The organism is Cytobacillus oceanisediminis (genome assembly GCF_022811925.1).
GTDB classification, from domain to species: domain Bacteria; phylum Bacillota; class Bacilli; order Bacillales; family Cytobacillaceae; genus Cytobacillus; species Cytobacillus oceanisediminis_D.
Window position 1 is genome coordinate 928,333 of sequence record NZ_CP065511.1, and the last position, 26,514, is coordinate 954,846.

A 26,514-nucleotide genomic window follows, 5' to 3' on the forward strand; every position below is an offset into this window, starting at 1 on the left:
AGATGGATTGGCTGGAAAAAATGAATAACGTATTGGATTATATTGAACAAAACCTTGATAGTGAAATTGACTATAAAAGGATGGCAGCAATTGCTTATACTTCGGAGTTTCATTTCTCAAGGATGTTTTCATCTATTTCTGGTATATCATTATCAGAATACATTAGACGAAGACGTCTAACAGCTGCAGCTTTTGATATTCAAAAAAGTGATATGCGGATAATAGATATAGCAGCAAAATACGGTTATGATTCTGTTGATTCATTTACCCGGGCTTTTAAAAAGACACATGGAATGACGCCTTCTGCTGCCCGTAAAAATGGAATGCAATTAAAAGCCTTTCCAAGAATCTCTTTTCAAATTTCTATTAAAGGAGATGTAGAAATGGATTACAGATTAGAGAAAATCGACTTTGAACTAAGAATTGTTGGAAAGGGAAGACCGGTAAAAACTAGTAGAGCATTCAAAACCATACCTTCAATATGGAATACTGCGAAAAAGGATGGATTTATGCAAAGGCTAATAGATATGTCATGGGAAAATCCAAAATGTACACTTGAAGGTCTATTGGGGATTTGCGGTAATGAAGCTGCTATTACAGATGAAGAGTTTGAGTATTTTATGGGGGTGAGATATGAGGAGGAACTCCCGAAGGATCTAAGAACAATTTGTATACCTCCAAGTACATGGGCTGTCTTCCCCAATATACCTAATGCATGGAAAAGGTTGTATTCAGAATGGGTTCCGACTTCTGGCTATGAGTTAGCAAATTTGCCTTGTATTGAATGTTATTACGGACCAAAGCATCAACCAAGGCATGAGTTATGGGTTCCAGTGAGATCAAGATAAAAGAACGTTCTATAATTGAATTCCTTATTAAGGTAAAGGGGGAAATGGAATAAGCCATATTGAAAATCAAGTGAGGGTGTTATTACTTATGTAGACCAAGATGAAGAAGCCGACTTCTATTCTGATGAAGAAGAGGGATGCTGCGTTTGTTGTACCAACGAGGGTAGTTGTTAAATAAGAAGAGGTTATTACAAAAGGAGAATTCAACCAAAATTGGAAATCCAAATTTATGGGGTGCAGCCTTAAAGAAAAAAGGAGGAGGTAATTTTATTAAAAGGGAGAATTTAATAAGCATATTATTGAGAGGAGTTTGAAGATGTATCATAGCTTAAGCGATTTTTATGCATCTTGGGAATTTGAGGCAGGAGCTACAAGCAGGATTATTAAAAATCTCACGGATGAATCATTAAAGCAAGAAGTCACTCCAAATCAATGGTCTTTAGGACGTATTGCGTGGCATACGGTCACTTCTATTATAGTTATTAGTTCACAGGCAGGATTAAGGTTTGACGCTCCTGATGAAGACTGGTCTGTCCCATCATCTGCTAATTTCATTGCTGAAAGCTATATTAAATCTTCACATGAATTTGTTGAGGCTTTGAAAACTCAATGGACTGATCAGACCCTATTGGAACAAATTAATTTCTTTGGAATAAACATGACAAAGGGAAGTCTTTTATTATTTTTAAGCCAACATCAAACTCATCACCGGGGACAAATGACTATTCTAATGAGACAAGCAGGAATTAGTGTTCCAGGGATTTACGGTCCTTCAAAAGAAGAATGGGCACAATTTGGAATGGCTGAACCAAAACAGACTTTATTTGACAAAAATTTTTAGAGACTGGATTGCATCTAGATATTTAATCAATTCACTATTATACAAAGCAAAGCCCCCTAATAACTGACTTATGAACCAGCTGCCATCTAAGGCGGCTTTTCTTAATGGGCTAACGATGCAGGATAGTTAAAGAAGTTTTTCTTTTCTGGATAGGTGCAAACTGTGTAGGAGGACCTTATGAAGGAATTGTATAAGTTGTTAGAAAATAAATTTTCATATAGAGGTGGAATTATATGCCTAAAATTGACAATATGTTAGCAATTCTATGGATGCTTCGTTCAGGTGAAAAAATTACTGCAAAACAAATTTCAGAAAAGTTAGAGATGAATATAAGGACTGTGTATCGTTATATTGATACAATTTCAACAAGTGGCGTACCTATAATTTCAGAACCAGGACATAACGGTGGATACACTTTATTGAACAACTTTATTGAGGCTCCTCTTTTTTTTGATTTTGAGGAGCAAACTTCACTATTTCACGCTGCTGTTTTTGCAGAAGAAGCCGGATATTATGGAGGTGAAGCACTAAATAGGGCCATTTCTAAACTAAGTAAATACTCAAATCAAGAGCAGGAAACAAAGATAAACCAACATTTAACTAGTCTTGAAGTAATAAGTCGATTAAGTTCACTCTCTATGAAACCTTATTTGAAGGAGTTGGAACAGGCCGTTGCTGACGGGTACTCAGTAAAAATTCTCTACCATAAAAGTGGCGAAAAGCAATTAAATTATAGATTGGTCGATCCGTACAGAATTATCTATTGGAATAATATGTGGTATGTGATTGGATTTTGTCATCTTAGGAATGATATCCGTAGTTTTAGAGTAGATCGAATTGAAAGTCTAATGCTAACCGAAAATAAGTGTAACCGGCCAGAAAATTTTTCAGCACGTGACTTTTTTATAAAAAACCTTCTTCCAACTATGGAAGATAAGGAAGGGATTATTCCTTTGGTTATTAATGGAGATAAAAGTGTATTGGCTGATATTTGCCAACATTGGTTTTTAGGACATTATTTACAAGAACGGACTTCAAATCAAGCAGTTTTTCTTCTTGAAGAAGATATAATACATACATATGTACCTTATTTACTTTTACCGTACAATAAATCTATTAAAGTTATTGAGCCTATAAGTCTTAAGAAAAGACTTATTGAAGTTCTGTCGGAATTAATAAAATTTCATCATGATAACTTCCTGACGTTAACTGTCAGGAAGTTATTTTATAATTGCTATATAAATTGTGATTGGGAGTGTTGTTGGATGCAAACAAAAAAAGTTTTTCTATATGTATTTAATTCAATGTCGGACTGGGAATATGGATATTTAATTGCTGAACTAAACTCAGGAAGATACTTCAAAAAAGATTTAGCACCTTTAAAAGTAATTACAGTAGGAGCTAATAAAGAAATGATTATTACTATGGGAGGACTGAGCATAAAACCAGATATTTCCCTTGATGAATGTACTCTTGAAAGTAAAGATCTGTTAATTTTACCGGGAGGGACTACTTGGAGTGAAGAAATTAACCAACCTATCTTGGAAAGAATAGGCCAAGCTTTAAAGCTTGGCACTGTTGTTGCTGCAATTTGTGGTGCAACTGAGGCCCTGGCGAATATGGGATACTTAGATACTAGAAAGCATACAAGTAATAATTTAGAATACACTAAAATGGTATGTCCTAACTATAAAGGAGAAAAGTTCTATGAGGGGGGATCTGCCGTATCTGATGCGAATTTAGTTACTGCATCAGGAATAGCTCCTCTGGAATTTGCGATGGAAGTACTGAAAAAATTAGATGTATTTGCACAAGATACATTACATTCCTGGTATAACCTAAATAAGACTCATAAATCTGAATACTACTTCCAGTTAATGAATTCAATAAATAGCTGAGCTAAAAAATCTACTTAGCAGTTTTATATTAGTTCAAATAAAAATAATGAAGTAACTGAAAAGCTCACTTTCTCTATTTTGTTTTGTAGAGAGTTGGGCTTTTTAAGTTGGAAATTCCTTATCGCTGTAAATCCGCATTTTCCTGCCGTTACCTCATATTGAAGTTACGTGCAACATTCCTGAAAGAAGTTTGTGAACAAATGTACTTAAGCTATAGGGTGCGTTACTTTTATATCCAGCTGCCATCCCAGGTGGCTATTTTTATTGAACTAAAGGGGCAGGTTACTTGAACAAGGAACCAATTTAATTTTAGACTTTTGAAGAAGATTACTGGAATATTATGCTAAACTTAATAAAACGATATTGAAGGACTGATTTTATTAATGGAAATTAGGAAACCTAATGATTCAGAACTTAAAAATATTATTTTACTATCGCCCCTAGCTGTATTTGATGGCACATTAGGTGAAGTAAAACCTACAAATGAAAAAATCAAACATCTTGTTGAACCACTGCTGGAGAAGGGAAGCTATTATTTAATAGCAACTGAGAACGATAAATTAATGGGCTGGATTCTTATAGGGGCAAGTAAAGACCAATTCACTGATAAGATGAATGGATTTATTTATGAACTATTTGTTAGAGAAGAATTTAGAGGAAACGGAATTTCTAAACAGTTAATGAGAACAGCCATTTACCATCTAAGACAAGATGGACACTCCGAAGTCCGTCTAAGTGCATTTGCAGGGAATCAAGCTAAAAAATGGGCTTTAATATAAGAACAGTTTCTATGAGTTTGCCATTATAAGCAACTGGTTTCTTTCACTAATGGGTGCTTGAATTCAAGAAGGTAATGTTGCTGCGGCAGCCTTTTTTTATTTAACTACCGGGGCAGTTTTGTTCAAGAAGAACGATAATATTGTCTTAGAAACAATAAGAAAGGATGTTTATTAGTGGAAATACGCAATGTGAAAAGTTCTGATTATTACGTGATATCACCTTTGATTAACGAGTGGTGGGGTGGTAGGCCAATGTCCGATAAGTTGCCAAAGTTGTTCTTTGACCATTTTGATAATACAAGTTTTATTGCTGAAAAAGATGGTCAAATCATTGGCTTTCTAATTGGTTTTTTGTCTCAATCTAACACTGATGTTGCATACATACATTTTGTTGGTGTAAATCCCGACTTTCGCAGGATCCAAATTGGAAAGCAACTTTATAATGAATTTTTCAAGGTGGTAAAAATGAATAATAGAAATGTTGTTCGTGCTGTAACTTCACCAGTAAATAAGGATTCAATTGCAGGTTTTCAGATCGAAAAGGGTGACAAAGAAATTGATGGAGTATCTGTATTTACTGATTACGATGGATCAAGTCAAGATAGGGTATTGTTTGTTAAAGAGGTAAATTAAAACTTATTCTTGCTTTGCTAACTCGTATTTATTTTTTTGATTAGCTGCCAACCCCGACAGCTTTTCTTGTTCCATAAAAGGGGCAGGTTAATGCAATAAGGAGTATTGTTAGTAGATTTTAATTTGCATTTATTTACTGTCAATCGTTATAATTAGCACCAGGTATTAATATCAACTTCTAATTTAAGGCGGGTGGATTATATGATAGGTGCTAGAATAACAGCTATAGGGACATATGTACCCGAAAAAAAGCTAACAAATTTTGATCTTGAGCAAATGGTCGATACAAATAATGAATGGATTATTCAAAGGACTGGCATTCATGAACGCAGAATTAGCCATCCTAATGAATTTACGAGTGATTTATGTGAAGCTGCCGTAAAGGATTTAATGCAAAGATATAATAAAAAAGTTGAAGATGTAGATATGATAATCGTAGCAACAAGTACGCCGGATTTCCCATTTCCTTCTGTTTCAAGTATCATTCAAGACCGTTTAAATATTGGTCAAACAGGTGCCATAGATATAAGTGCGGCATGTGCAGGGTTTGTTTATGCATTACATACAGCTCATACTTTTATCGCCTCTGGACTCCATAATAAGGTGCTTGTTATCGGAGCGGATACATTATCAAAAATTACTGATTATACTGATAGAAGTACATGCATTTTATTTGGTGATGGTGCTGGTGCGGTATTGGTTGAAAAGGATGAACAATCAAAAAGTTTCATTGGGTTTAATCTCGGAAGTGACGGGAGCGGAGGACAGCATGTTTACCGAACAGGGTTATCAAAAAAGGTTAATGGTATTGAGTTACTCGATACTCAATTTCTTGTACAAAACGGCAGGGAAGTTTTTCGATGGGTTGTTAGGAATGTTCCTAAGAGTGTAAAAAAAATTGTAGAAAAAACGAAAACGAGTTTAGAACAAGTTGATTGGTTTATTCCTCATAGTGCTAACTTACGGCTAATTGAGCCCATTTGCGAGAAATTAGAATTCCCAATGGAAAAAACTCTTTATAGCCTAGTCAACTTTGGAAATACTTCTGCTGCAACTATTCCATTAGCTCTTGACCTTGGAATTCGTGAGGGAAAAGTTAATAATGGAGACAGAGTTCTTATGTATGGATTTGGATCTGGTTTAGTTCACGCTGGTCAACTTTTAGAAATAAATTTTGACGAGCAAACTAATATTCCAACACAGCTGTAACATAAAAAGATTGTGAAGGATTATACTTAATCTATCAGGTGCAAAATTTGAACACTGGTAGCTGCTATGGTAGCAAAACTAAGTTCAAATAAATAATTTCAAAGGTGATTTTATGAGTTCATTAAAAGGAAAAAAGATTTTAATTACAAGTGGAGGAACACTTGAAAAATGGGACAGTGTTAGAGGTCATACTAATCTGGCGAAAGGTACTATGGGTTGTTATCTCGCTGAAGAAGCGTTAAGAAAAGATGCAGAGGTAATTTATTTACACGGCTATTTTGCGAAATTACCTGAAAATCATAGAGATATGACTTTATATCAATTTGAAGGTATTTATGACTTAGGTGAAAAATTAAAAAAAATTGTACAATCTGAACATATAGATGTTGTAATAATGGCTGCAGCTGGTTCAGATTGGGTTATTGATAAAATAGTAGATCAAAGTGGAAATCAAATTTTAGAATCTGGAAAAATGTCTAGTGACGAATCTCCAATAATTCATTTTAAAAAGGCTCCTAAAGTATTATCACAAATAAAAAATGGAATTCAATTTATTACTTGTAGGATTTAAGTTAGAACATACAAATGAAGTTGATTTCTTAATCGAAAGAGCTAATCTACGAATGATCACTTCTAATGCAGAATTTATGGTTGCTAATAAATCAGGTTCACTATATGGTGAGGAAGAGAAACATTATATCGTTATAAAAGATCAAAAACCTCGTTGCTATTCAAGTAAAAAAGAAACTGCCATAGGGTTAATAAATTTACTTGAAGGCTATTTAAGCTAACCATTTGTTGTTCAATTAAAGGGTGAGATGCTTTAAAAGCATCTCTTTTTTGTTTAATTGTGAAGAAATGCACTTAAACGAAACCAGCTAATAGTTTGTCAACATTTTTCAATGAAATAGAATTTTATATTATGGTATGCTAAAAATAAGCATGCCAAATAACCTTCCTAACCTGGATGTTTGGAAAGTTTTGCTTTTATTAGTCTATCTGGGTAGCTAAGCTAGATCTTGGAAAGTCGTTCTGCTTTTCAAAAGGGCATAAATCCATTGTAAAAGCTTATTGGCACAGGCTATTATTGCTACTTTAAAGGGTTTTCCTTCTTCCCGTTTTTTATCATAGAATTCTCTCAACCTTTTATTGCGAGGGATTAGTTCCTCCGTCGTTTTGCTTTTCCTGGAATCCCGAATAGCACACCTAACGGCCATATACAGTGTATGCCTAAGTCGGCTTGAACCTCTTTGGGTAATCCTGTTTACGGTTCCTCTGAATTTACCTGATTCAAAGATACTCGGGTCAATACCAGCGAATGCGACAAGCTTTTTAGGGTGATCAAACCGTTCAATCTCGCCAATTTCGGAAATGATCGTTGCAGCGATCTTTTCTCCGATCCCAGGGATTGATTGGATGATTTTATATTCTTCAATATCTTTTGCCAAGGCATCTATCTCTTCTTCAAATTTGGATAGATGCTTTTGGTATTCCAGAAGCATTTTTATATACATTTCCACGCTTAAAATGTGGCTTTGGTAGATATTTTCCCTAAAGGGATTTTGGCTTGCAGCAGCTAAAAGGGATATTGCTTTTGTCTTAGCCCATTTGATGGAGCGCCTTGGACATAACTTTTTTATTGTGTTAGTAACTGTCTCTTCGCCTGCTTCTAAGATACTTTGAGATGTTGGAAATTCAAGTAAGGTGAGTAGAGAGACAACAGAATATAAGTCCCCAAACACTCCTCTATATACTGGAAACACCTGATCCAAGACGGCTTGGAATTGCAGTTTTGTTTGCACATAAATCCCCGTAATATTTTCGTGCTGTCTAGTCAGGTTTCGAAGGTTCAAGAGCTGGATACCGCGTTTTTTATAAGGTACCAAATCCTCCTTGTAATACATCTCGCAGAGATGATTGGCATCAATTATATCTGTCTTTACCTTTCTTAAACTTGAACTCTTTGCCCGATATGAGACTAAAGGGTTAACAATAATGATCAAGTATCCTCTTTCCTCAAAATAATGGACTACCGGAGTATGATAGTGACCGGTTGACTCCATGACTAATGGAGGTTTTACCCCAGTTATTCTCTCAACATCTGAGAGAAAGGAATGCAGTTTTTCCAGACCTTCAAGAGTGTGTTCAACTTTAAAGCTTTTTTGATAAGGTTTTTTCTTATCCAGGAAAGCTTGTATCTGGCTTTCACCTTTGGCTACATCCAGTCCAACCACTGGATTCATTGGCTTCTCCTCCTAAATCATATTTGCCGGTACCCCTAATCCTTCTTGCAGTATCATAGCTTCGCTTGTTATACGAGATCAACGTCCCAACCAGCCTCAATCATGTTTCTACAAGTAGGGGGCGAACGGTTTAGTTGACGGGATCATGTCCCACGGGTGCTTACGTTCTACCCCGGCTACGGTTATCATATATCGATATAAAAAATGGTCAACCAGAAATATTTTCATTTCTAGTTGACCTTATAATACGAAAGGGTGCTTTGCTTAAAGAGCTGGCTGCTAAGATACAGCCTTTTCTTATGCAATAAACGGGGCAGGATTGTTTAAGATATTTGACACTTCTATTTTGTGTAAAAATTAATTATAATGAATAATTATTATATAAAAGGGAGATTAACAATGATTATAAATCCTGCAATATCTTCTGATGCACCAGTAATTCATGATTTAATGATTAAGGCATTTATGGAATATAAGAATGATATTCCACCATCAAGTGCTTTAGAAGAAACTGTTCAGTCAGTATTAGACGCTTTAGAAAAAGAAGAAAAAGCATTGATTGCTTATGAAGATAATCAACCAGTTGGAATGGTGCGATTTCAGATAAAAGACGAGGGTTTGTATTTTTATCGTTTGTCAGTTATTCCCGAAAAACAAGGTAAAGGCATTGCAAAAATTATATTAAAGTCTTTAGAGGATTACGTAAATAAAATTGGAGTTCCTACAATACTATGTAAAGTCAGAACGACAGTAGCTAAGAACATAAAGCTATATAGTTCCATTGGTTATCATGTTTATGATGAAGAGATTGTACATAAACCAAACGGTATAAATATTAAAGTTGTTTCTATGAAAAAAGAACTTTAGTTATTCAAGTAACAGGTGCGATTGTCCAATAAGGATAGTCGCTTCTTGTGTTAAAGGGACAGTTTAGTCTAAGAAGGAATGATAAAATAGAATTAAAAAATGGAGGGGAAATTAATGTTAATCGGACATATTAAGGAGATTGTTCGTCATCCCGTAAAATCCTTTTACGGAGAGAGCGTACAGAAAACAAGAGTAATGGATTATGGTTTGTACGGAGACCGTAGCCATACTTTTTTAGATAAAACAAGACCAGGGAAGTTTTTAACAATAACGCAGTTTCCAGAGATGGTTCGATACAAAGCAAGATTTGTAGGAGAAGAGTTAATGGAGGAGTATCCTAAGATTGAAATAATGACACCTGAAGGTAAGATTCTTGATTGGGGTAATGAAGAATTAACTAAAGAAATTGAAAACAAATCGAAACGAAAAATTTCTCTTATTACATATTCCCCTTCAAATGTACCTTTAGGGGCGATTGAAGAAGAACACATTCAACTTGTTACGGACGCTTCATTACAAGAATTGAAACAAATTTTGGGAAAAACAGAGATTGATTATCGACGTTTTCGTCCCAATTTACTTATATCATTAAAAGATAAAATCCCGTTTATCGAAGAGAAATGGTTTGGGAGACGAATTAGAATAGGGAACGAAGTTGAATTAGAATTAAAAAGGCATTGTGAAAGATGTATGATTATTACTGTTAACCCCGATAGTGCAGAACGAGATTCTACTTTACTGAAAACAGTTGCAAAAGAAAGAAATAATTATTTTGGCGTTTATGCTACTGTTATTAGAACTGGTGAAATTAATGTGGGTGATGAAGTTCTTCTTGAATAGATTTTTGGTTTGGTAAAACAGCACAAATAATTAACGAAATACCTTTCAGTAAATGGGGGGCAAGCTGAAGTTTGTGAAGAAATGTACTTAAAGTAACGGGTGCGTTTAGTTAAACAAAGGGGAATTGAAAAGACGTAGAAATGTTAGGTTAGGTAAGTAGCTATCAATTATTTTGGAATGTTTATTCACCAGGAGGTGTGTATTTGTCAAAGGGGTTGCTCCATCATATCGAGCTGTACGTATCAAATCTGGAAAGGTCATCCGAATTTTGGGGGTGGTTTCTCGAGGAGTTAGGATATGTATCTTTTCAAAAGTGGGAATTCGGACAAAGCTGGAGACTAGGTGAAACCTACATTGTCTTTGTGCAGGCAGAGGAACGCTTTCTTGATATTCCATATCATAGATGCCGAGTGGGGCTGAATCATCTGGCATTTTATGCTGAATCACGGCTTCACGTTGATGAAATAACGAATGTATTAGAGGCTAAAGGGGTCAATATCCTTTATAAAAACAAGCATCCTTTTGCGGGAGGAACTGCTCATTACGCAGTCTATTTCGAAGATCCTGATCGAATGAAAGTTGAATTAATTGCTCCTTTATAAAACCTGGTCTGCTTCTATTAATGATAGGCAGTGATATTTATGAGTAGGAGGCGCAAAATGTTTATTGTAAATGTAGAAGGAGCTATAAGGAAAAATGACAAGTGGCTCATTGTTGAAAGAAGTAAAAAAGAGGAACATGCAGGTGGTTTGCTTTCCCTTGTTGGAGGAAAGGTGGATTTAGAAGGAAACTCATCAAATATTTTAGAAAGAACTGTAAAGCGTGAAATTTTAGAGGAAGTCGGTGTAAAAGTAAAAGACCGTTTAATTTATGTACACAGTACTTCTTTCGTAACAGATACTAATCAAAATGTAGTCGATATTGTTTTTCTTTGCGAATATGAATCTGGTGATGCATTACCTTTATGTTCCGATGAGGTCGAAGAGGTGTTATGGCTAACAACTGAAGAGATATTACATCACCCTAATGCGCCTGTTTACTTAAAGGAAAGCATTAAATGTGCTGAAGCCTTGATTCCAGTCCATTAGTAGCAGGGTTCTTCTTAATCTCGTAATTGGAAAGAAAAAAGCAGCCCAATTTCTCATTAATAATTTTGAGAAATTGGGCTTTAAACTTTTCTAACTATTATTTTATCAGGAACTATGCTTTGCAACAGAATCTATAATCTGATTCCAGTCTTCACTATGAATCTCATGTCCAGTTCCAGCAAGTGTCAGCAATTCAGAATGCGGGATGGCTTTCTTAAGCGCAAGTCCGTGCTCGTATGGAAGGGCCGGGTCTTCTGTTCCGTGAATAATGAGAACTGGTACGCGTATCTCATTCATTCTATCGTAATAGGCTTCTCCACCCTGTAGCATGGCATGGTTAAATCTGCTCGGCAAATGATTGGCACGGTCTGCTTCTCTTGCTGCCAGCTTATACATTCTTTCTTGTTCGAAAGGTTTGGAGCCGGCTAGTGTTTTCCATCCTCCCGCGAGATACGGAATAGCCGCATCCCGATCCGACCAATCGATGGAAGCGCTCTTCGTGTGGTAATCCAGGATTTTCTGATCCATTGGCGGGAGCTTTTCTATCTCAGTTCCAAATACACTTGATGCAATAAGTGTAAGTGTCAATACACGTGCCGGATATCTTAAGGCAAGAATCTGTCCGGTTAATCCGCCCATGGACATGCCGACGATATGGGCCCGGTCAATGTGATAAGCATCAAGTACGCCTGCTGCATCGTCAGCCAAGTCTGTTATTGTATAATTGGAAGTTCCGTGTTCATAAGTGGTCGATCTGCCCAGATCCCGATGATCGTAACGAATGACAAATCTCCCCTGATCAGCCAGACGGAGACAGAAATCCTCGTCCCACCAGTCCAGTGAAGACATTGCGCCCATGATCAAAAGAATTGCTGGATCCTTAGAGTTTCCAAAGCTCTCTGTACATATATCCACATTATTTATTTTCATTATTTGTTCACTCATATTTTACCTCCGTATAATCGTAAATATCGCAGATCAGATTGTTTCCGGAGCATTTAGGCCTGCCCCTGTTCATTATCTGTGCCGAATCCACTTGATAATCATGACGAGGCCTCCTTTGAATTTTTTACCAAGGGACTCATCCCTATATGTATTACCCTAACATATCTCTAAGAACTTTAAAGCCGAATTTTCCGGTGGTTTCTGCTTTAGACTGAGTGAGGAGATGTGGGCATATGGAATAAAAAAGAAATAAAAAGAGCCGTATTTACGCTAAAAACTGTAAATACGGCTCTTTTTTGAATTAACCATTGAAATAAATGAATTCCTGTGGTAAATTTATATAGATGTGCATTATAAAAATAAAGTTAAGTATATTATCCCTATCTTAATTATATAATGCAATCGATTCGTTTGTCAACCTTTTTATAAATTTTTTTAAAGGAGTGTTTGCTATGAATTCAAAACTTCAGCAGGAGCAAAAACGATTGGATGGTGTTATGGAGACGATTACGGAGGAAGTCCGCAGATTGGAAGAAGAAACCTCCAGGCGCAAAAACGAAGTGGTTCATATCCGCAAACACTTTTGGGATGAAGTGAAGGTGAATACGGATACCTTTGATGATTATTTGGAGACCATTATCGGTTTGAGGCAGGAGGCACAGGCTCTGTCTGTCAGCCAGAGTACCCATCGGCATGCTTCCAAGCGCTTGTCTGCCTTGCGCCGGATGGAGGAGGTGCCCTATTTCGGCCGGATCGATTTTACGGAAGAAGGATCTTCAGAACAGGAGCCTGTTTATATTGGCATTTCTACGCTGAGAGATCAGAGCGGCGAGAATTTTCTTATTTACGACTGGAGGGCGCCGGTTTCGAGTGTGTACTATGATTACCAGCCCGGCCCGGCTAAGTATGAAACACCCGGAGGCGCAATTGAGGGCACATTGGAGAAAAAGTGGCAATATTTGATCCGCCGCGGTGAACTTCAATCCATGTTCGATACGAGTCTGACCATTGGGGATGAAATTCTGCAGCAGGTTCTCGGCAAGGGAACTGATAAGCATATGCACAATATTGTCGCGACCATTCAACAGGATCAAAACCGGATCATCCGCCATGATCAGGGAAGGCTGCTTATTGTTCACGGTGCAGCTGGAAGCGGCAAGACGTCAGCTGCCCTGCAGCGGATTGCTTATCTGCTTTACAAGTACCGGGAAAATCTGAATGCTGATCAAATCATTCTGTTTTCACCTAATAGGATGTTTAACAGCTATGTATCCAATGTGCTGCCGGAGCTCGGGGAAGAAAACATGCAGCAGGTTACCTTCCAGGAATATTTGGATCATCGGCTGGGTAAAGAGTTCGCCGTAGAAAATCCATATGAGCAATTGGAGTATGTTTTAACTGCTGTGAAAACCCCTGAGTACAGATCGAGGGTTGCGGGCATTAAATTTAAAGCATCTGCCCGTTTTTTTGAGGCGATTAATGCTTACTTGAAGTCGCTGGAGTTATCGGGAATGATGTTTAAGGATATAAGTTTCAGAGGAAATTCAATCGTTGCTGCTCAGCAAATGGCAGATCAATTCTACAGCAGTGGCACTTCACTCCGTTTTCATAACAGACTTGAGAAGCTGGCGGATTGGCTTATTAAGAAAATTACTGAAGCTGAAAAAGCCGAACGGTCCAAGGAGTGGGTACAGGAGGAAATTGAACTGCTCAGCAATGAGGAATACCATAAGGCGCATGCCTACCTGGCGAAAAAACGCGGCTTTACAGGGGATTCGATTCATGATTATGAAATCGAGCCTGAAGCGTTAGCCCGCCTGATTGTCCGGAAAAAATTCAAGCCGCTGCGAAAACAAATCCGGGCCATGCGTTTCATTGATTTTAAGGCGATATACAAGCAGCTTTTTGCAGATCCCCTGAAAATCCGAGAGTGGATGGAAGAGGAGATGCCGGCAGAATGGGCTGCTATCTGTCAGTCGACTCAGGAAATGCTCGATGAAGGCAGATTATGTTATGAAGATGCTACTCCATTTTTATATGTGAAAGAGCAAATTCAAGGCTTTCAGACAAATAGTGCGATTAAACATATTGTGGTGGATGAGGCGCAGGATTACTCTCCGTTTCAATTTGATTTCTTAAAGCGTTTGTTTCCTGCATCCAAGATGACGGTGCTCGGTGATTTTAACCAGGCGATCTTCGCCCATGCCAGCGAAACGGCTGATTTTCACACACTCACCAGCCTGTATGGACCGGATCAGACAGAACTGATTAATTTAGCGAGGAGCTACCGGTCGACTAAACCGATCATCGAATTTACACGAAGACTGGTTCCTAACGGGAAAGAGATTATCCCGTTTGAACGCGATGGCAAGCTGCCTGAGCTGAAGCAATTATCCGATCAAACCGAACTGCACAGCTTCATTGCCTCTCAGGTTGCTGACTGGAGAAGCCAGGGGCTTAACAGCATGGCCATTATCTGTAAGTCTGCAGAAGAAAGTGCACAGGCCTATGAAGCCCTGTCCGGCATCGAGGGAATAAAACTCCTGAAAAGCAACTCGACCGAATATGAAGAAGGAGTTGTTGTCGTACCTTCGTATTTATCCAAGGGCATTGAATTTGATGCCGTTATTATTTATGATGCATCGGAAAGTGTATATGGTGATGAAAGCCTGCGAAGAGTGTTTTATACCTCCTGCACGAGAGCGATGCATGATTTGCAGCTCTGCAGTGTGGGTGAACCGAGTCCGTTCTTGCAGGATGTTTTGCGGGAAGGTCTCATTCAGGTTTGATCAGGTCAGGTGTATCCTATAATCAAATCTATATTTAACATAGAAAGAAGGATTGATCGAATGTCGCAGCAAACCAATACGGATCAAAACAAACCGCCGTATGGCATGATCGCCATTTTATTTATCGGGGCTTTTGTAGCGATATTGAATGAAACATTGCTGAATGTAGCTCTCCCATCCATTATGGAAGAATTTGATGTGAATGCAACTGCCGTACAATGGCTGTCTACAGGCTATATGCTTATTAACGGGATTTTAATACCGGCGAGTGCATTCTTCATTCAGCGATTTTCCGACAAGAAATTATTCATTACAGCCATGTCACTGTTTACTTTGGGAACATTCCTGGCCAGTATTGCGCCTGCATTTGGTGTGTTATTAGGGGCTCGGATGATTCAGGCTTCAGGATCGGCGATTATGATGCCGTTATTAATGAATGTCATGCTTACCGCATTTCCGGTCGAGAAAAGAGGGGCTGCAATGGGGATGTTTGGTCTTGTCATGATTACAGCTCCAGCGATTGGGCCGACTCTTTCAGGATGGCTGATTGAACATTACAGCTGGAGAATGTTATTTGACCTTGTTCTGCCAATTGCCCTGTTAACCGTAGTTTTTGCAGTCTTTAAATTAAAAGATATTACACCGCAGAGAGCGATTAAGCTTGATTTCATCTCTCTGGTATTATCAAGCATTGGATTTGGCGGACTGCTTTATGGCTTTAGTTCAGCAGGGGAAAAAGGATGGGATAGCCCCCTCGTGTACGGCACAATTGCGATTGGGGCAATTGCTTTAATTACCTTTATAATCCGTCAGCTACGGATGGATGATCCTATGCTTGAGTTTCGCATCTACAAATATCCGATGTTTGCCCTGTCATCGGCCATTTCAATCGTGATAGCTGTCGCCATGTTTTCAGCGATGATTTTGATGCCCATCTATGTACAGACCATCCGCGGAATTTCACCAATGGATTCGGGTCTATTGATGCTTCCGGGAGCGATTGTTATGGGGATCATGTCTCCCATTACAGGAAAACTCTTTGATAAGTATGGGGCAAGAGTTTTGGCGGTGATCGGGCTGACCATTACCGTTGTAACATCTTATTACTTCAGCAGAATCGGCATGAATACGGCCTATTCTACCCTTGTTCTGCTGTATACCTTTCGGATGTTCGGGATGTCAATGGTTATGATGCCTGTCATGACCAATGGATTGAATCAGCTGCCGGCGATAAATAATCCGCACGGAACCGCTATGAATAATACACTGCAGCAGGTATCCGGCGCCATTGGCTCTGCGCTGCTGATTACCGTCATGAATAACCGCACGAAAGAAAAAGCAGAGGAACTGGCAGGTGACACACTGGCCAATATGAGTGCAAGTGCAGCTCAGCCATCTGCACAGGCCGCAGCTGATATGCAGCAGCAAATCATGAATGAAGCGATGCTGCATGGCATTAATTTCACTTTCTTCCTTTCTGCATTGATTGCGGTGATCGCCCTCATACTTGCTTTCTTTATTAAAAGAGTGAAACCCCATCATGAAAATCAAACAGGTGAAGAAGCGGCTGTTAAAGATTGATTAATAGGCTGAAAACCGGGTGGTATCCAGTTCCGATACCGCCCGGTTTTTTATTTAGCCACTATTTTTTTAATAAAAAAGGGGCGGTTGCAATAACGCCAATCACATACAAAAGCAAAGCGAAGTAAGCAGGAAGCAAGTGGATGAAATCCGTATAGTTAATAAAAAAATGAGTTAAGATCCCGGCGGCAAATGCCGGAATGGCCCCAATGGTGAAGGTCCACCACACCCATCTTTCCCCCTCGCGGATTCCCCATAAAGCCAGCATCAAGACGAGCAAGCCCACACTTAATAGTGCACTTCCAAATCCCGCACGGTCATGTGCGATCACAGGAATTAGCCGATCGTTAAATTCGTTCAGAGCTTCAGGAGTCAGGCAAAGATAAGCAAGGTCCGTTGGTACAAATACATGTGAAGCTCCTATGGCGGAAATGACCATCCCGCCAATAGCTAATGAAAACCCCAGTATCACAAAGCAAAGCTGGCCGAATAAGCTCAGCTTCCACTGCGCACTGTTGAAAAGATTTGAACTGGAGGGAGATGCAATTGCTGTTCTTGATTTTGCATATCCCAATATAAATAAGGGAAGTAAAATAAGCCAAAACAGCCCATGAAGCCAATCGAAATAACCGTAGCCAATAAACAGGACAATTCCCAGGAAGCCGATAGTGCCTGCTATATTTACTGCTTTTCTTGCCCAGTGGAGGCCATTTCTTATTCCATGCCTGGCAAGCTGCATATAGATGATTCCGCCTGAAATCATCGTTCCTGACAGCGTCATTCTGTCATGAGCCATAAAATATAAAATGGCAGGGTTAAAATAAATAATATCTTTCCTAAAGATTCCCAGAAATCTCTCATCATAGGGAAGGATCACCGAAGTCATGCTGAAAAACAGGGCAATGAACCCTGCAATGGCAATAGCTAAGCCAAACAGCCAGTACCAGCGCCATCCCTCCACATTGGCAGTCTCCTTCGGAAATGTGCTGGTATAGGCCTCATTAATCCTCTTCGGCAATCCGGGTCCAGTAAAAATGTACTCATCGCTTAACATAGTTAAAGAAGCTCCGCTTTCCAGCAGTTTAATAGCATCTGAAGGCTCTTTAATACAGCCTGAAGTGATGATGGGGAAATCTTCGCTGAACAGCTTCCTGAGAGTTCCAAGCTTATGAATGAGTTCTTCCGGGGAATCCTTTCCTGTAAGGAGAATTCCGTCCGGGCTATAGTCCAGGCTGAGAATATCATCCTGCGAAATAGAAAGGATGATAGGTTTATTTAATTCATATTTAAATTGGTTAAATTGGCTCGCTGATTGAAAAGTATGGCTGCCCAAAATAAATCCGTCGCTAAAAGGAAGTAATTCTTCACAAATTTGGATGGCCTCTTGATAAGTTCCTTCAACGTTTATAAGAAGCGGAATTTTCTTTTTCTTTAGAGAAAGCAACTGTTTCTTAGCAGCCGTTAACTCTACTGAAGCGTCCATTAATCTATGTATCTTTTCTTGTTTCGGGTCTACATATAGTTCTTCTGCTGACCCTCGAATAGAAACGGGCCCGATTTCAATAAAACCAAACCCCAGATTATGAAAAGCCTTCATCCCGGTTAAGTGAGGATCAATCCTGCCGCTTAGTCCGACTGGAGTGGAAAAATGAACGCCAAATACATTTTTCGCAAGCTTTCTGGAGGGTTCCATATGACCAAGAAATTCGATTAATCCTTCCCCTATACGGCTGGATGATATCATGCTCATCCCGCGATGGATAAACTCCCTGCTGAAGGAAGCGGGCAGCTTCTGAAGTATGGGCTTAAAAATAGGATGATACGACCAATCCGGCAAACAAAACACCTCCCATTTATTTCTATTTTAGCATATAGGTTTGGGATGGGTGTTGCCGTTAGAAAAGTATATAAATAATAGGGACGATTGGATCGCCCCATAGTACACCATAGTACATTCCAAAACATATCATTTGACAAATTTGCTATTTTCATAGAAAAAGGATATTGACGAAACGAGTAGGGGTATGTAGAATGTAGTAAGTGATAATAATTATCAATATCAAATACATATATAAAGGTGGAAAGAAACATGAACTTATCAAAATTACTAAAGCCTTTTATCGCAACAACAGCTCTAACCCTTACTCTGGCTGGATGCGGGGGAGAAAGCACTTCTGAGGGTAAAAAGGACACCGCTTCCAAAAAGGAAGAGCAGGTAGTCAATGTCTATACTGCCAGACATTATGAGGCAGATGATCAAGTATACAAGGATTTCACAGAAGAAACGGGCATTAAAGTCAATGTCGTTAAAGGGGAAGCCGAAGAACTGATTGAGCGTCTAAAGCGTGAAGGCGAAAGCACGGAAGCCGATTTATTCATTACTGTGGACGGCGGTGTCCTTGCGCACGCAAAAGAAAATGATATACTTCAGCCTGTTGAATCTGATGTAATCAATGAAAATGTACCTGAGAATTTGCGCGATAACGAAAACAAATGGATTGGAATGGCTACAAGGGCACGTGTAATCGTGTATTCGAAGGACAGAGTCTCACCTGATCAATTATCCACTTATGAAGATTTAACAAGCGATAAGTGGAAGGGCAAAGTGCTCGCCCGCTCTTCAACCAGCCTTTACAACCAGTCCCTGCTTGCTTCTTTCATTGAATTAAATGGTGATAAAGCGGCAGAAGAATGGTCAGAAGGCATTGTGAAGAACTTCGCCCGCCAGCCGGATGGCGGGGACCGAGACCAGGCTAAAGCCATCGCAGCCGGCATCGGTGATGTGGGGATTATGAATACGTACTATGTAGGACTGCTTGCCAATTCATCTGACCCTGAAGAAGTGAAAGTGGCGGAAGGTTTGGGCGTATTCTTCCCTAACCAGGAAACAAACGGCACACATGTGAATATCAGCGGAATTGGGTTAACGAAGCACAGCAAAAATCCTGAAAATGCGACGAAGCTGATCGAATATATGACTGGCAAGGATGCTCAGGAATATTTAGCAGCAAACAACTATGAATTCCCTGTTAATCCTGAAGCGGAAAAGCCTGAAATCCTTAAGTCATGGGGTGACTTTAAGATGCAGGAGCTTGACTTTGATACTTTAGGCAAGCATAACCAAAAGGCTATTGAAATCTTTAATAAAACAGGCTGGAAATAATAATGAATACGGAATCTGTTAAACATTTCTTTCGAAAGGATTTTAACGGATGGTGGCTGGTAAGCTTGATTGGGGCGGCAATGATTTTGCTGCCCATCTTGTTTATCTTTTTTTCTATTTTCCAGGAACCGAATGAAAATTGGTTTCAGATCAGGGAGTATCTATTAAAAAATTATGCTGCCAATTCGATTATCCTGGTTGTGCTGACAGGGGTTTTTACAGCTATATTGGGAGTAAGCCTGGCCTGGCTCATAGCTGCATACGACTTCCCGATGAGGCGCTTTTTCAGCTGGGGGCTGATTCTTCCGCTGGCTATTCCTCCTTATATCGCAGCCTATACCTATCGAACAATGTTGAGCTATACAGGGGTTGTTCAGGTAACCATAAGGAACGAGTTCGATTATCAGATTAACCCGGAATGGCTTTCCATATCCTCGCTTAAAGGTGCTGTATTTATATTTACGATTTTTCTATTTCCGTATGTATATATCATTTGCAGAGCTTTTCTTGAAAATCAAAGCTCTTCCTACCTTGAGAATGCAAGGCTTCTGGGGAGAAAACCCTTTGCCATTTTTGTGAGAATTGTACTGCCGCTCTCAAGACCGGCAATCGTTGCTGGAGCTGTGCTTGTTATTTATGAGGTTTTGAGTGATTATGGAGTGACAAGCTATTTTGGCATTCATACGATTACGACAGCCATATTCCAGACTTGGTTTGGCATGTATGATGCAGATTCAGCCATGCGCCTGGCTGCATGGTTAATGGTCATCATAGTTGGATTGTTTTTTATTGAAAAATTGCTCAGGCAGGGGAGACGGTATAATATCAGCAGCAAATCCAGGCCCCTGGGACGCCAAAAGCTGAAGGGGCTTCGGGCTGCAGCGGTTTTTATCTACTGTTCGGTGATTTTCCTTCTTGGGTTTTTAATACCTGTGGTTCAGCTGCTGGCATGGTCCAGGCTGACTTTCACGAAGGTGTGGAACGACACGTTCTTTACATTATTAAACCAGACTGTTTTTGTTGGAATAATCTCTACGGCACTGATTCTTTTATTTGCCGTGATTATCGCAAATGTAACACGGTCCCATTCCTCCGGAGCGTACATTTTATCCAAGCTGGCAACAGCAGGATATTCGATTCCCGGAGCGATCATTGCGATTGGAGTCCTTGCGTTATTTATAGAACTTGATTCTGTGCTTGCGCCATTTTACTCTTATATGGGGTGGGGTAAAGCTCCCCTTATCTTAAGCTTATCTCTGGCCATGCTGGTGATTGGCTATACCATACGATTTATGGCAACAGGCTATAATGCTGTTGAAATCGGATTTGAGAAAATAGGGAACAAATATACAGAAGCATCAAGGATGCTGGGCTTCGGCGTCACAAAAACCTTTTTCAAGGTGGATTTGCCCTTGATTAAAGGCGCTTTATTCAGCGGTTTTATTCTAACATTTGTAGAAATTATTAAAGAGCTTCCATTAGCTTTGCTGCTCAGGCCATTTAATTTTGATACCCTTGCCACGAAGACCTATCAATACGCAAAAGATGAGATGATTTATGAGGCGGCCATACCTTCCCTCATGATTATTCTCATAAGTGTTATATCTGTTGCGGTGTTTCAAATGATTGATAAGAAGGTGAAGAAATGAACATCCTTACAATTCATAACCTGACATTTTCATTTCCAAAAGCTCATGTTCCTGTAATTGAAGATTTTTCTTTTACAATGGACGAAGGGGAGATCGTTGGCATACTTGGACAAAGTGGAAGCGGGAAGAGCACGCTTCTTCGATTGATTTCAGGTCTTGAAATTCCAAGGGCGGGCACGATAGAAATCGCCGGTACAGAAGCAGCAGGCAAGAAGACTTTCCTGCATCCGGAAGATCGCGGAGTGGGCATGGTATTTCAGGACTACGCGCTTTTTCCTCATATGTCAGTAAAAGATAATCTTTTATTCGGCTTATCCCGCCTGTCACGAAAGGAAAGATTGCCGCGTGTCAGGGAGATGCTTGAGCTTGTGCAGATGACTGATTTTGAAAAAAGATATCCGCATCAGCTAAGCGGCGGGCAGCAGCAGAGGATTGCTCTGGCCAGGGCTCTTGCGCCAAAGCCGAAATTGCTGCTGATGGATGAGCCATTCAGCAATTTGGATGCGAATTTAAAAGGCTCGATCAGGGATGAACTTCGGGAGATCCTGAAAAAGGCAAACATGACCTGTATCATGGTGACACATGATAAAGAAGATGTAGAGGCCATCTGCGACAGAAGCATCGTATTTGGAAAACCTGAAGGATCACAATATGAAATCAATGAAAAGGAAAGTAAGCTTACATTTGTAAGATAACACTTTAAGGCTCGCTGAAAAGCGGGCCTTTTGACATTAAACAAACGGTTGTAAGATTTAAAAGTCATAATAGGTAGAAACAAATATTTAATTATTTTTTTATTGCAAATGCAACAAAAATAAGTTAGATTGAATACATAACATTATTATTGCATTTACAACAAAAAAACGTGTTGAGGAGCTGAGTACGCTGGAAATTCTCCGTGAAATTGGCATGATCGCAAGGGCTCTGGATTCCATAAGCAATATCGAGTTTAAAGAGCTTGACCTTACAAAAGGTCAGTACCTGTACCTTGTGCGAATATGTGAAAATCCAGGCATAATTCAGGAAAAGTTAGCTGAGATGATAAAAGTAGATCGGACAACAGCGGCCCGAGCGATTAAAAAGCTTGAAATGAATGGCTTCATAGAAAAGAAAGATGATGAACAGAACAAGAAAATCAGGAGGCTCTTCCCAACAGAGAAAGGGGAAAAAGCTTTTCCTTTTATAAAAAGAGAACATGAATATTCCAATGCGATTTGCTTAGAAGGACTTTCCGAGAAAGAAGCTGAAACCATTTTCGAGCTGCTTCAAAGGGTTAGAAAAAATGTAGAAAAAGACTGGGAATATGTGAAGAAGGGGAACAAGAGAAATTATTAAAGGAGAGGCATAATGACTATTCATATAAAAAAATGTACGCTTGAAGATTTAAGCAGACTTCAGGAAATTAGCTATGAAACATTTAGTGAGACGTTTAAGGATCAGAATTCTCCCGATAATATGCAAGCCTATTTGGAAAAGGCATTTAACCTAAAGCAATTAGAAACTGAACTATCTCAATCTTCATCACAGTTCTACTTTGTTGAATTTGAGGGCGAGACTGCCGGGTATTTAAAGGTTAATACCGATGAGGCTCAGACTGAAGAAATGGGCGAGGAAGCACTTGAAATCGAGAGGATTTATATCAGAAGCCCATTTCAGAAACAGGGGCTTGGTAAGTATCTGTTCCATAAAGCCCTGGAAGTTGCGATGGAGCTTAATAAAAAGAAAATCTGGCTGGGTGTATGGGAAAAAAATGAAAAGGCAATTGCCTTTTATAAGAAAATAGGGTTTGTCCAAACGGGAGCCCACTCTTTTTATATGGGTGATGAAGAACAAACGGATTTTATAATGGTCAAGACTCTCAAATAATTTTTTCGAAGGGCGGATGGTTATGTATATTCCAAAATACTATAAAGTCACAAATGCGGATGAAATTTGGGAGTTTGTTCAAAGTAACTCGTTTGGCACGATGGTCACAGTAAAACAAGGAAGACCCATTGCTACGCATCTGCCATTGCAGTTAATGAAAGAAGGAGATACGTGCTATTTAACAGGGCATATGGCTTATGGGAACCCGCAATGGAGAACATTCGAAGCCTCTGAAGATGTGCTGGTGATGTTCCAGGGGCCACATGCTTACATTTCTTCCTCCTGGTATGAAGAAGAAAATGTACCGACATGGAACTATCAGGCTGTCCATGTATATGGTCAAGCGAGTATTCTGAGTGAAGAGGAATTAAAGAGGGACCTGGCCATGCTGCTTCAAAAATATGAAAAGCATCGCAAAAATCCTGTCTTATGGGATAAGCTTTCTCCGGAGCTTTTAGAACAGCAGCTGAAAGGAATTGTTGGATTCAAGATTAAAGTACAGGAAATTCAAGCTGCCAATAAACTAAGCCAGAACCGTAATGAAAGAGACTATCAAAACATCATTCATAAACTCTATGAAGAGAATGATCTTAATTCTAAGCAAATGGCCCAGCTGATGGAGGGAAAGGTGAAAAAGGGATTATAAGTTTATAGGAAAAACAGAGGAACCCAGATGGCCCTCTGTTTTTTAGTATTTGGAATATTATGTTAGCATAGGGGAATATCGAACTTATTTTACATGAAACGAATTAATATCAATCTCATACATTAGTTATTAAAAGGGAGGTGAAACCTCGATATGAAAATCATTTTATTTTTGGCCATACTCGGTTTATGCCTGATTGGTTTTAATTGGCTTATGGGATATAGAAAAAATCATATCACCATTGATCTGGATGAGAGGTATGTGGATTTTAAAGAGTATGTTGAAGCAATACAGAGTGAACTTGTCAATCAAGGGAGAGATGCCAGTTATATAGGGAATCGAAAATTTGTCATTGATGGCCGTACCTATATTTTCATAGAACGCAATGTTTCGATGGGAGGTGTTCCCTTGCAAAGAACCATTCTGAAACCGGAAAAATGACTGACCTGAAGGTGTTAAAGGGCGATAGCGGAAGACAAAACATCTTCCAGCTCGGAAGATGTTTTATTTTAGATGGGGAAATCCCTGCTGGCGAAGAGCCTCATACACCAATATAGCAGCTGTGCTCGAAAGGTTGAGTGAACGGACATTATCATTCATGGGTATTCTTAAAAAGTGATCTTTATTTTCTTCCAGTAAGTCTTTTGGCAAGCCCGTTGTTTCTTTTCCAAACATAAAATAATGTTCCTTTGAAGCATCGCTGAAATCAAAGGATGAATGTGCTTGTTCACCAAAGGTTTCAATATAGTAAAACTCCCCCTGGTTTTGTGAAAAAAAGTCATCCATTGAATCATAATACGTTATGTTCACGGATTCCCAGAAATCAAAGCCTGCCCGTTTTATCATTTCTGCATCTGTTGAAAAACCAAGCGGCCGGATTAAATGCAAGGAAGTATCCGTTGCAGCGCAAGTAAGGGCAATATTTCCGGTATTGGCCGGAATATCCGGCTGATATAGTACGACATGTATGGCCAAGGATTGTCACCTCTATCTTCATTTTACCCTCCAAATTATAGCATATTGATTGGGCGCATTAGAAATTATGCTAACGAGGCAGCTTAGTTGGACAAGCACGGTTTGGATAATTATGATGGAATTTATCGGAAATGGTAATATGAGGAAGGTGGAGGATTTTGATCTTTTTAAAACCACTGGAATTAATAATATTCTTGGCTTTCACATTATTATTTGTTTGTGACTATTTTCCAGATAATCCGCTTGCGTATAAAACCCCAAAAAACGTGGTGATTATACTGTTTGTTGGGTTATTTCTGACCAGTTTCTTCATTAAAAGATATAGAGACACTAATCGGGAATTAGCCTTAAAATGGCAATTATGTTCGATCGCCTATATCCTTTTCTTAATGGGGTTGCTAACAGTATTTGGAGGGCAATCCGCCTCAGGAATATCATTTGATAATGGTTTCTTATGGATTGGATTCCTTATTTCGTCAATAGAAATATTTTCTAATTGGAAGAAAATAAAACAGTCAAAAACTACAAATAGTGAAGAAACACACGTAAAATAAATGGTGCTTATGTTCAGGATCAGCTGCCGAATAAGGCGGCTTTTTCTTATTTAGCAAAAGGGGCAGCCGTTTTCGCTTCTTTTATTGAGGGAGTTTAGTATAAAAACTTTTTCTCTAAATTTAATTTGAGTACTAGTCGAACTTTTATAAGGTATTGCTTTTCTAATGCAGGAAACATTAATGAATTGGGATAACCAAACTAAGACAGATTCTGTTTTTTATAAAAAAATCCTCTTTTCTAGAACGAAGGATTTCACACATTTTCTGTTTTTTCAATTTGGATCCTATATTTAAAATTTTTAGGAGTATTGGTATCATAAGAAGCTAAAATATTATTTAGTTCAGCCTCAAATTCCTCAATAGATCTTTCACTGGTTTTTGCAAGATCAATTTTAATAGTTGGTTCTGGTTCGGAAAAACTTATTACACGTTGAATATCTGTATAATTTTTTCCTTCTATATAGTCAAATAGAACACCTTCGATTTTAGCTAAATTAGTCTCTGTCTGAACTTCCTCCAGAGGTCTTTTAGTTATGTCATATCTATATTGTTCCATTTCTTTTTTAGCAATTTGCTTTGATAGATATTCCTTTAGTTCTTTTTCACTCTTTGCTGAATCCATAAAAATATAGATAATTGATTCTTCATGACTTACCGAATAGCCAAATAAACCAAATTCATCATCCACAGTGTCAAGAACAGACATGATCTGGCTGCTCTTATCTTCCTCATTAATGGGAGCATCATCTTTTTTTACAGCCAAATCAAATACAAAGAGTGCAGCAACGATTGTTAAGATTGAAGCAAACTTCTTCATGTCATCCTTCTTTCATAATAGTTTACCATATTTACCCAAGGGGAATTGCTGTCTTTTCAAATATTTATCTACCCGGATATAAATTTGTCTTGTTTGGATATTAGATATTGTTTAAAAGGGATCTCTCTTGTTTCTTATTCTACAAACGGGGCAGTTTAGTTGAATAAAGAAGGAGTTTTTTAACAGAGGTATTTTGTTAAAAGTTTCTATTCGAGTTAAAGATATAACAAATTTTATAGCGATTTACTTTACATCCTTTGCAATAAGGTTGCATAATGATCTA

General features: G+C 38.8%; 25 protein-coding genes and 2 pseudogenes. 22 read left to right on the plus strand and 5 right to left on the minus strand.

The genetic code is table 11. The features are described from left to right. Positions 1-2: 2 nt before the first annotated feature. The 8 genes and pseudogenes from IRB79_RS04845 (at position 3) to IRB79_RS04880 (ending at position 6,999) form a co-directional block, all read left to right on the plus strand. Positions 3-848: an AraC family transcriptional regulator gene (locus IRB79_RS04845; protein WP_243507048.1), complete on the plus strand. Its 846-nt coding sequence runs from the start codon at positions 3-5 to the stop codon at positions 846-848. Positions 849-1,164: 316 nt separating this feature from the next. Next, positions 1,165-1,689: a DinB family protein gene (locus IRB79_RS04850; RefSeq protein WP_243507049.1), complete on the plus strand. Its 525-nt coding sequence runs from the start codon at positions 1,165-1,167 to the stop codon at positions 1,687-1,689. Positions 1,690-1,922: 233 nt separating this feature from the next. Further along, a pseudogene (locus IRB79_RS04855) lies at positions 1,923-2,876 on the plus strand (helix-turn-helix transcriptional regulator); the annotation flags it as partial. A gap of 78 nt (positions 2,877-2,954) precedes the next feature. After that, on the plus strand, positions 2,955-3,587 hold the full coding sequence (locus IRB79_RS04860) for a type 1 glutamine amidotransferase family protein (RefSeq protein WP_243509238.1): 633 nt from the start codon (positions 2,955-2,957) through the stop codon (positions 3,585-3,587). Between the two features lie 383 nt (positions 3,588-3,970). Further along, complete coding sequence (locus IRB79_RS04865; protein WP_431833410.1) at positions 3,971-4,366, plus strand: GNAT family N-acetyltransferase; 396 nt, start codon at positions 3,971-3,973, stop codon at positions 4,364-4,366. Between the two features lie 174 nt (positions 4,367-4,540). Further along, positions 4,541-4,999 (plus strand): GNAT family N-acetyltransferase, encoded by a 459-nt coding sequence (locus tag IRB79_RS04870; protein ID WP_243507050.1) that lies wholly within the window; start codon positions 4,541-4,543, stop codon positions 4,997-4,999. 201 nt (positions 5,000-5,200) lie between these two features. Continuing rightward, on the plus strand, positions 5,201-6,208 hold the full coding sequence (locus IRB79_RS04875) for a ketoacyl-ACP synthase III (protein ID WP_243507051.1): 1,008 nt from the start codon (positions 5,201-5,203) through the stop codon (positions 6,206-6,208). 112 nt (positions 6,209-6,320) lie between these two features. Continuing rightward, positions 6,321-6,999: pseudogene (locus IRB79_RS04880) on the plus strand (phosphopantothenoylcysteine decarboxylase). Between the two features lie 216 nt (positions 7,000-7,215). Here the strand turns inward: IRB79_RS04880 and IRB79_RS04885 are convergent. Beyond that, a complete protein-coding gene (locus IRB79_RS04885; RefSeq protein ID WP_243507052.1) occupies positions 7,216-8,451 on the minus strand; it encodes an IS110 family RNA-guided transposase in 1,236 nt (411 codons plus the stop codon). A 399-nt stretch (positions 8,452-8,850) separates the two neighbouring features. Between IRB79_RS04885 and IRB79_RS04890 the strand changes: the two genes are divergently transcribed. The 4 genes from IRB79_RS04890 (at position 8,851) to IRB79_RS04905 (ending at position 11,246) form a co-directional block, all read left to right on the plus strand. Then, entirely contained in the window at positions 8,851-9,318 is a 468-nt protein-coding gene (locus IRB79_RS04890) for a GNAT family N-acetyltransferase (protein WP_243507053.1), read from the plus strand. Positions 9,319-9,432: 114 nt separating this feature from the next. Beyond that, complete coding sequence (locus IRB79_RS04895; RefSeq protein WP_243507054.1) at positions 9,433-10,158, plus strand: MOSC domain-containing protein; 726 nt, start codon at positions 9,433-9,435, stop codon at positions 10,156-10,158. 203 nt (positions 10,159-10,361) lie between these two features. Beyond that, complete coding sequence (locus IRB79_RS04900) at positions 10,362-10,760, plus strand: VOC family protein (protein ID WP_243507056.1); 399 nt, start codon at positions 10,362-10,364, stop codon at positions 10,758-10,760. A 57-nt stretch (positions 10,761-10,817) separates the two neighbouring features. Continuing rightward, complete coding sequence (locus IRB79_RS04905; RefSeq protein ID WP_243507057.1) at positions 10,818-11,246, plus strand: NUDIX hydrolase; 429 nt, start codon at positions 10,818-10,820, stop codon at positions 11,244-11,246. A gap of 105 nt (positions 11,247-11,351) precedes the next feature. Here the strand turns inward: IRB79_RS04905 and IRB79_RS04910 are convergent, their stop codons facing one another. Further along, entirely contained in the window at positions 11,352-12,191 is an 840-nt protein-coding gene (locus IRB79_RS04910; RefSeq protein WP_243507058.1) for a CBF family alpha/beta fold macrolide esterase, read from the minus strand. 452 nt (positions 12,192-12,643) lie between these two features. Here IRB79_RS04910 and helD point away from each other — a divergent pair, with 452 nt between their 5' ends. Continuing rightward, entirely contained in the window at positions 12,644-14,980 is a 2,337-nt protein-coding gene (helD, locus tag IRB79_RS04915) for an RNA polymerase recycling motor HelD (protein ID WP_243507059.1), read from the plus strand. 60 nt (positions 14,981-15,040) lie between these two features. Next, on the plus strand, positions 15,041-16,561 hold the full coding sequence (locus IRB79_RS04920) for a DHA2 family efflux MFS transporter permease subunit (RefSeq protein ID WP_243507060.1): 1,521 nt from the start codon (positions 15,041-15,043) through the stop codon (positions 16,559-16,561). Between the two features lie 61 nt (positions 16,562-16,622). On the opposite strand, the gene IRB79_RS04925 is transcribed toward IRB79_RS04920, so the two are convergent. Then, entirely contained in the window at positions 16,623-18,398 is a 1,776-nt protein-coding gene (locus tag IRB79_RS04925) for a dihydroorotate dehydrogenase (protein ID WP_243507061.1), read from the minus strand. Positions 18,399-18,650: 252 nt separating this feature from the next. On the opposite strand from IRB79_RS04925, the gene IRB79_RS04930 reads away from it, so the two are divergent. The 7 genes from IRB79_RS04930 (at position 18,651) to IRB79_RS04960 (ending at position 24,326) form a co-directional block, all read left to right on the plus strand. Then, complete coding sequence (locus tag IRB79_RS04930; protein WP_243507062.1) at positions 18,651-19,724, plus strand: Fe(3+) ABC transporter substrate-binding protein; 1,074 nt, start codon at positions 18,651-18,653, stop codon at positions 19,722-19,724. Between the two features lie 2 nt (positions 19,725-19,726). After that, positions 19,727-21,373 (plus strand): ABC transporter permease, encoded by a 1,647-nt coding sequence (locus IRB79_RS04935; protein ID WP_243507063.1) that lies wholly within the window; start codon positions 19,727-19,729, stop codon positions 21,371-21,373. Then, positions 21,370-22,068, plus strand: coding sequence for an ABC transporter ATP-binding protein (locus IRB79_RS04940; protein WP_243507064.1), 699 nt, complete (start codon positions 21,370-21,372; stop codon positions 22,066-22,068). The genes IRB79_RS04935 and IRB79_RS04940 overlap by 4 nt, the downstream gene beginning before the upstream one ends. A 214-nt stretch (positions 22,069-22,282) precedes the next feature. Beyond that, positions 22,283-22,708, plus strand: a complete 426-nt coding sequence (locus tag IRB79_RS04945; protein ID WP_243507066.1) for a MarR family winged helix-turn-helix transcriptional regulator — start codon at positions 22,283-22,285, stop codon at positions 22,706-22,708. A gap of 12 nt (positions 22,709-22,720) precedes the next feature. Further along, on the plus strand, positions 22,721-23,239 hold the full coding sequence (locus IRB79_RS04950) for a spermidine/spermine N(1)-acetyltransferase (protein WP_243507067.1): 519 nt from the start codon (positions 22,721-22,723) through the stop codon (positions 23,237-23,239). A 22-nt stretch (positions 23,240-23,261) separates the two neighbouring features. Further along, positions 23,262-23,885, plus strand: coding sequence for an FMN-binding negative transcriptional regulator (locus tag IRB79_RS04955; RefSeq protein WP_243507068.1), 624 nt, complete (start codon positions 23,262-23,264; stop codon positions 23,883-23,885). Between the two features lie 153 nt (positions 23,886-24,038). Beyond that, positions 24,039-24,326 (plus strand): hypothetical protein, encoded by a 288-nt coding sequence (locus IRB79_RS04960; RefSeq protein WP_243507069.1) that lies wholly within the window; start codon positions 24,039-24,041, stop codon positions 24,324-24,326. Between the two features lie 63 nt (positions 24,327-24,389). On the opposite strand, the gene trmL is transcribed toward IRB79_RS04960, so the two are convergent. Then, complete coding sequence (gene trmL / locus IRB79_RS04965; protein ID WP_243507070.1) at positions 24,390-24,860, minus strand: tRNA (uridine(34)/cytosine(34)/5-carboxymethylaminomethyluridine(34)-2'-O)-methyltransferase TrmL; 471 nt, start codon at positions 24,858-24,860, stop codon at positions 24,390-24,392. A 158-nt stretch (positions 24,861-25,018) separates the two neighbouring features. On the opposite strand from trmL, the gene IRB79_RS04970 reads away from it, so the two are divergent. Beyond that, positions 25,019-25,414: a hypothetical protein gene (locus tag IRB79_RS04970; protein WP_243507071.1), complete on the plus strand. Its 396-nt coding sequence runs from the start codon at positions 25,019-25,021 to the stop codon at positions 25,412-25,414. 253 nt (positions 25,415-25,667) lie between these two features. Here the strand turns inward: IRB79_RS04970 and IRB79_RS04975 are convergent, their stop codons facing one another. Continuing rightward, complete coding sequence (locus IRB79_RS04975; RefSeq protein ID WP_243507072.1) at positions 25,668-26,231, minus strand: YolC/YozM family protein; 564 nt, start codon at positions 26,229-26,231, stop codon at positions 25,668-25,670. Positions 26,232-26,514: the final 283 nt, after the last annotated feature.

Excerpts from the sequence above, each read along its gene's own strand:
- IRB79_RS04895 (WP_243507054.1), top strand. The coding sequence starts at position 9,433 with ATGTTAATCGGACATATTAAGGAGATTGTTCGTCATCCCGTAAAATCC.
- IRB79_RS04945 (WP_243507066.1), top strand. The coding sequence starts at position 22,283 with ATGATCGCAAGGGCTCTGGATTCCATAAGCAATATCGAGTTTAAAGAG.
- IRB79_RS04885 (WP_243507052.1), bottom strand. The coding sequence starts at position 8,451 with ATGAATCCAGTGGTTGGACTGGATGTAGCCAAAGGTGAAAGCCAGATA.
- IRB79_RS04950 (WP_243507067.1), top strand. The coding sequence starts at position 22,721 with ATGACTATTCATATAAAAAAATGTACGCTTGAAGATTTAAGCAGACTT.
- IRB79_RS04955 (WP_243507068.1), top strand. The coding sequence starts at position 23,262 with ATGTATATTCCAAAATACTATAAAGTCACAAATGCGGATGAAATTTGG.
- IRB79_RS04940 (WP_243507064.1), top strand. The coding sequence starts at position 21,370 with ATGAACATCCTTACAATTCATAACCTGACATTTTCATTTCCAAAAGCT.
- IRB79_RS04905 (WP_243507057.1), top strand. The coding sequence starts at position 10,818 with ATGTTTATTGTAAATGTAGAAGGAGCTATAAGGAAAAATGACAAGTGG.
- IRB79_RS04910 (WP_243507058.1), bottom strand. The coding sequence starts at position 12,191 with ATGAGTGAACAAATAATGAAAATAAATAATGTGGATATATGTACAGAG.
- IRB79_RS04975 (WP_243507072.1), bottom strand. The coding sequence starts at position 26,231 with ATGAAGAAGTTTGCTTCAATCTTAACAATCGTTGCTGCACTCTTTGTA.
- IRB79_RS04890 (WP_243507053.1), top strand. The coding sequence starts at position 8,851 with ATGATTATAAATCCTGCAATATCTTCTGATGCACCAGTAATTCATGAT.
- IRB79_RS04845 (WP_243507048.1), top strand. The coding sequence starts at position 3 with ATGGATTGGCTGGAAAAAATGAATAACGTATTGGATTATATTGAACAA.
- IRB79_RS04850 (WP_243507049.1), top strand. The coding sequence starts at position 1,165 with ATGTATCATAGCTTAAGCGATTTTTATGCATCTTGGGAATTTGAGGCA.
- IRB79_RS04930 (WP_243507062.1), top strand. The coding sequence starts at position 18,651 with ATGAACTTATCAAAATTACTAAAGCCTTTTATCGCAACAACAGCTCTA.
- IRB79_RS04865 (WP_431833410.1), top strand. The coding sequence starts at position 3,971 with ATGGAAATTAGGAAACCTAATGATTCAGAACTTAAAAATATTATTTTA.
- IRB79_RS04960 (WP_243507069.1), top strand. The coding sequence starts at position 24,039 with ATGAAAATCATTTTATTTTTGGCCATACTCGGTTTATGCCTGATTGGT.
- IRB79_RS04860 (WP_243509238.1), top strand. The coding sequence starts at position 2,955 with ATGCAAACAAAAAAAGTTTTTCTATATGTATTTAATTCAATGTCGGAC.
- IRB79_RS04935 (WP_243507063.1), top strand. The coding sequence starts at position 19,727 with ATGAATACGGAATCTGTTAAACATTTCTTTCGAAAGGATTTTAACGGA.
- IRB79_RS04875 (WP_243507051.1), top strand. The coding sequence starts at position 5,201 with ATGATAGGTGCTAGAATAACAGCTATAGGGACATATGTACCCGAAAAA.
- helD (WP_243507059.1), top strand. The coding sequence starts at position 12,644 with ATGAATTCAAAACTTCAGCAGGAGCAAAAACGATTGGATGGTGTTATG.
- IRB79_RS04920 (WP_243507060.1), top strand. The coding sequence starts at position 15,041 with ATGTCGCAGCAAACCAATACGGATCAAAACAAACCGCCGTATGGCATG.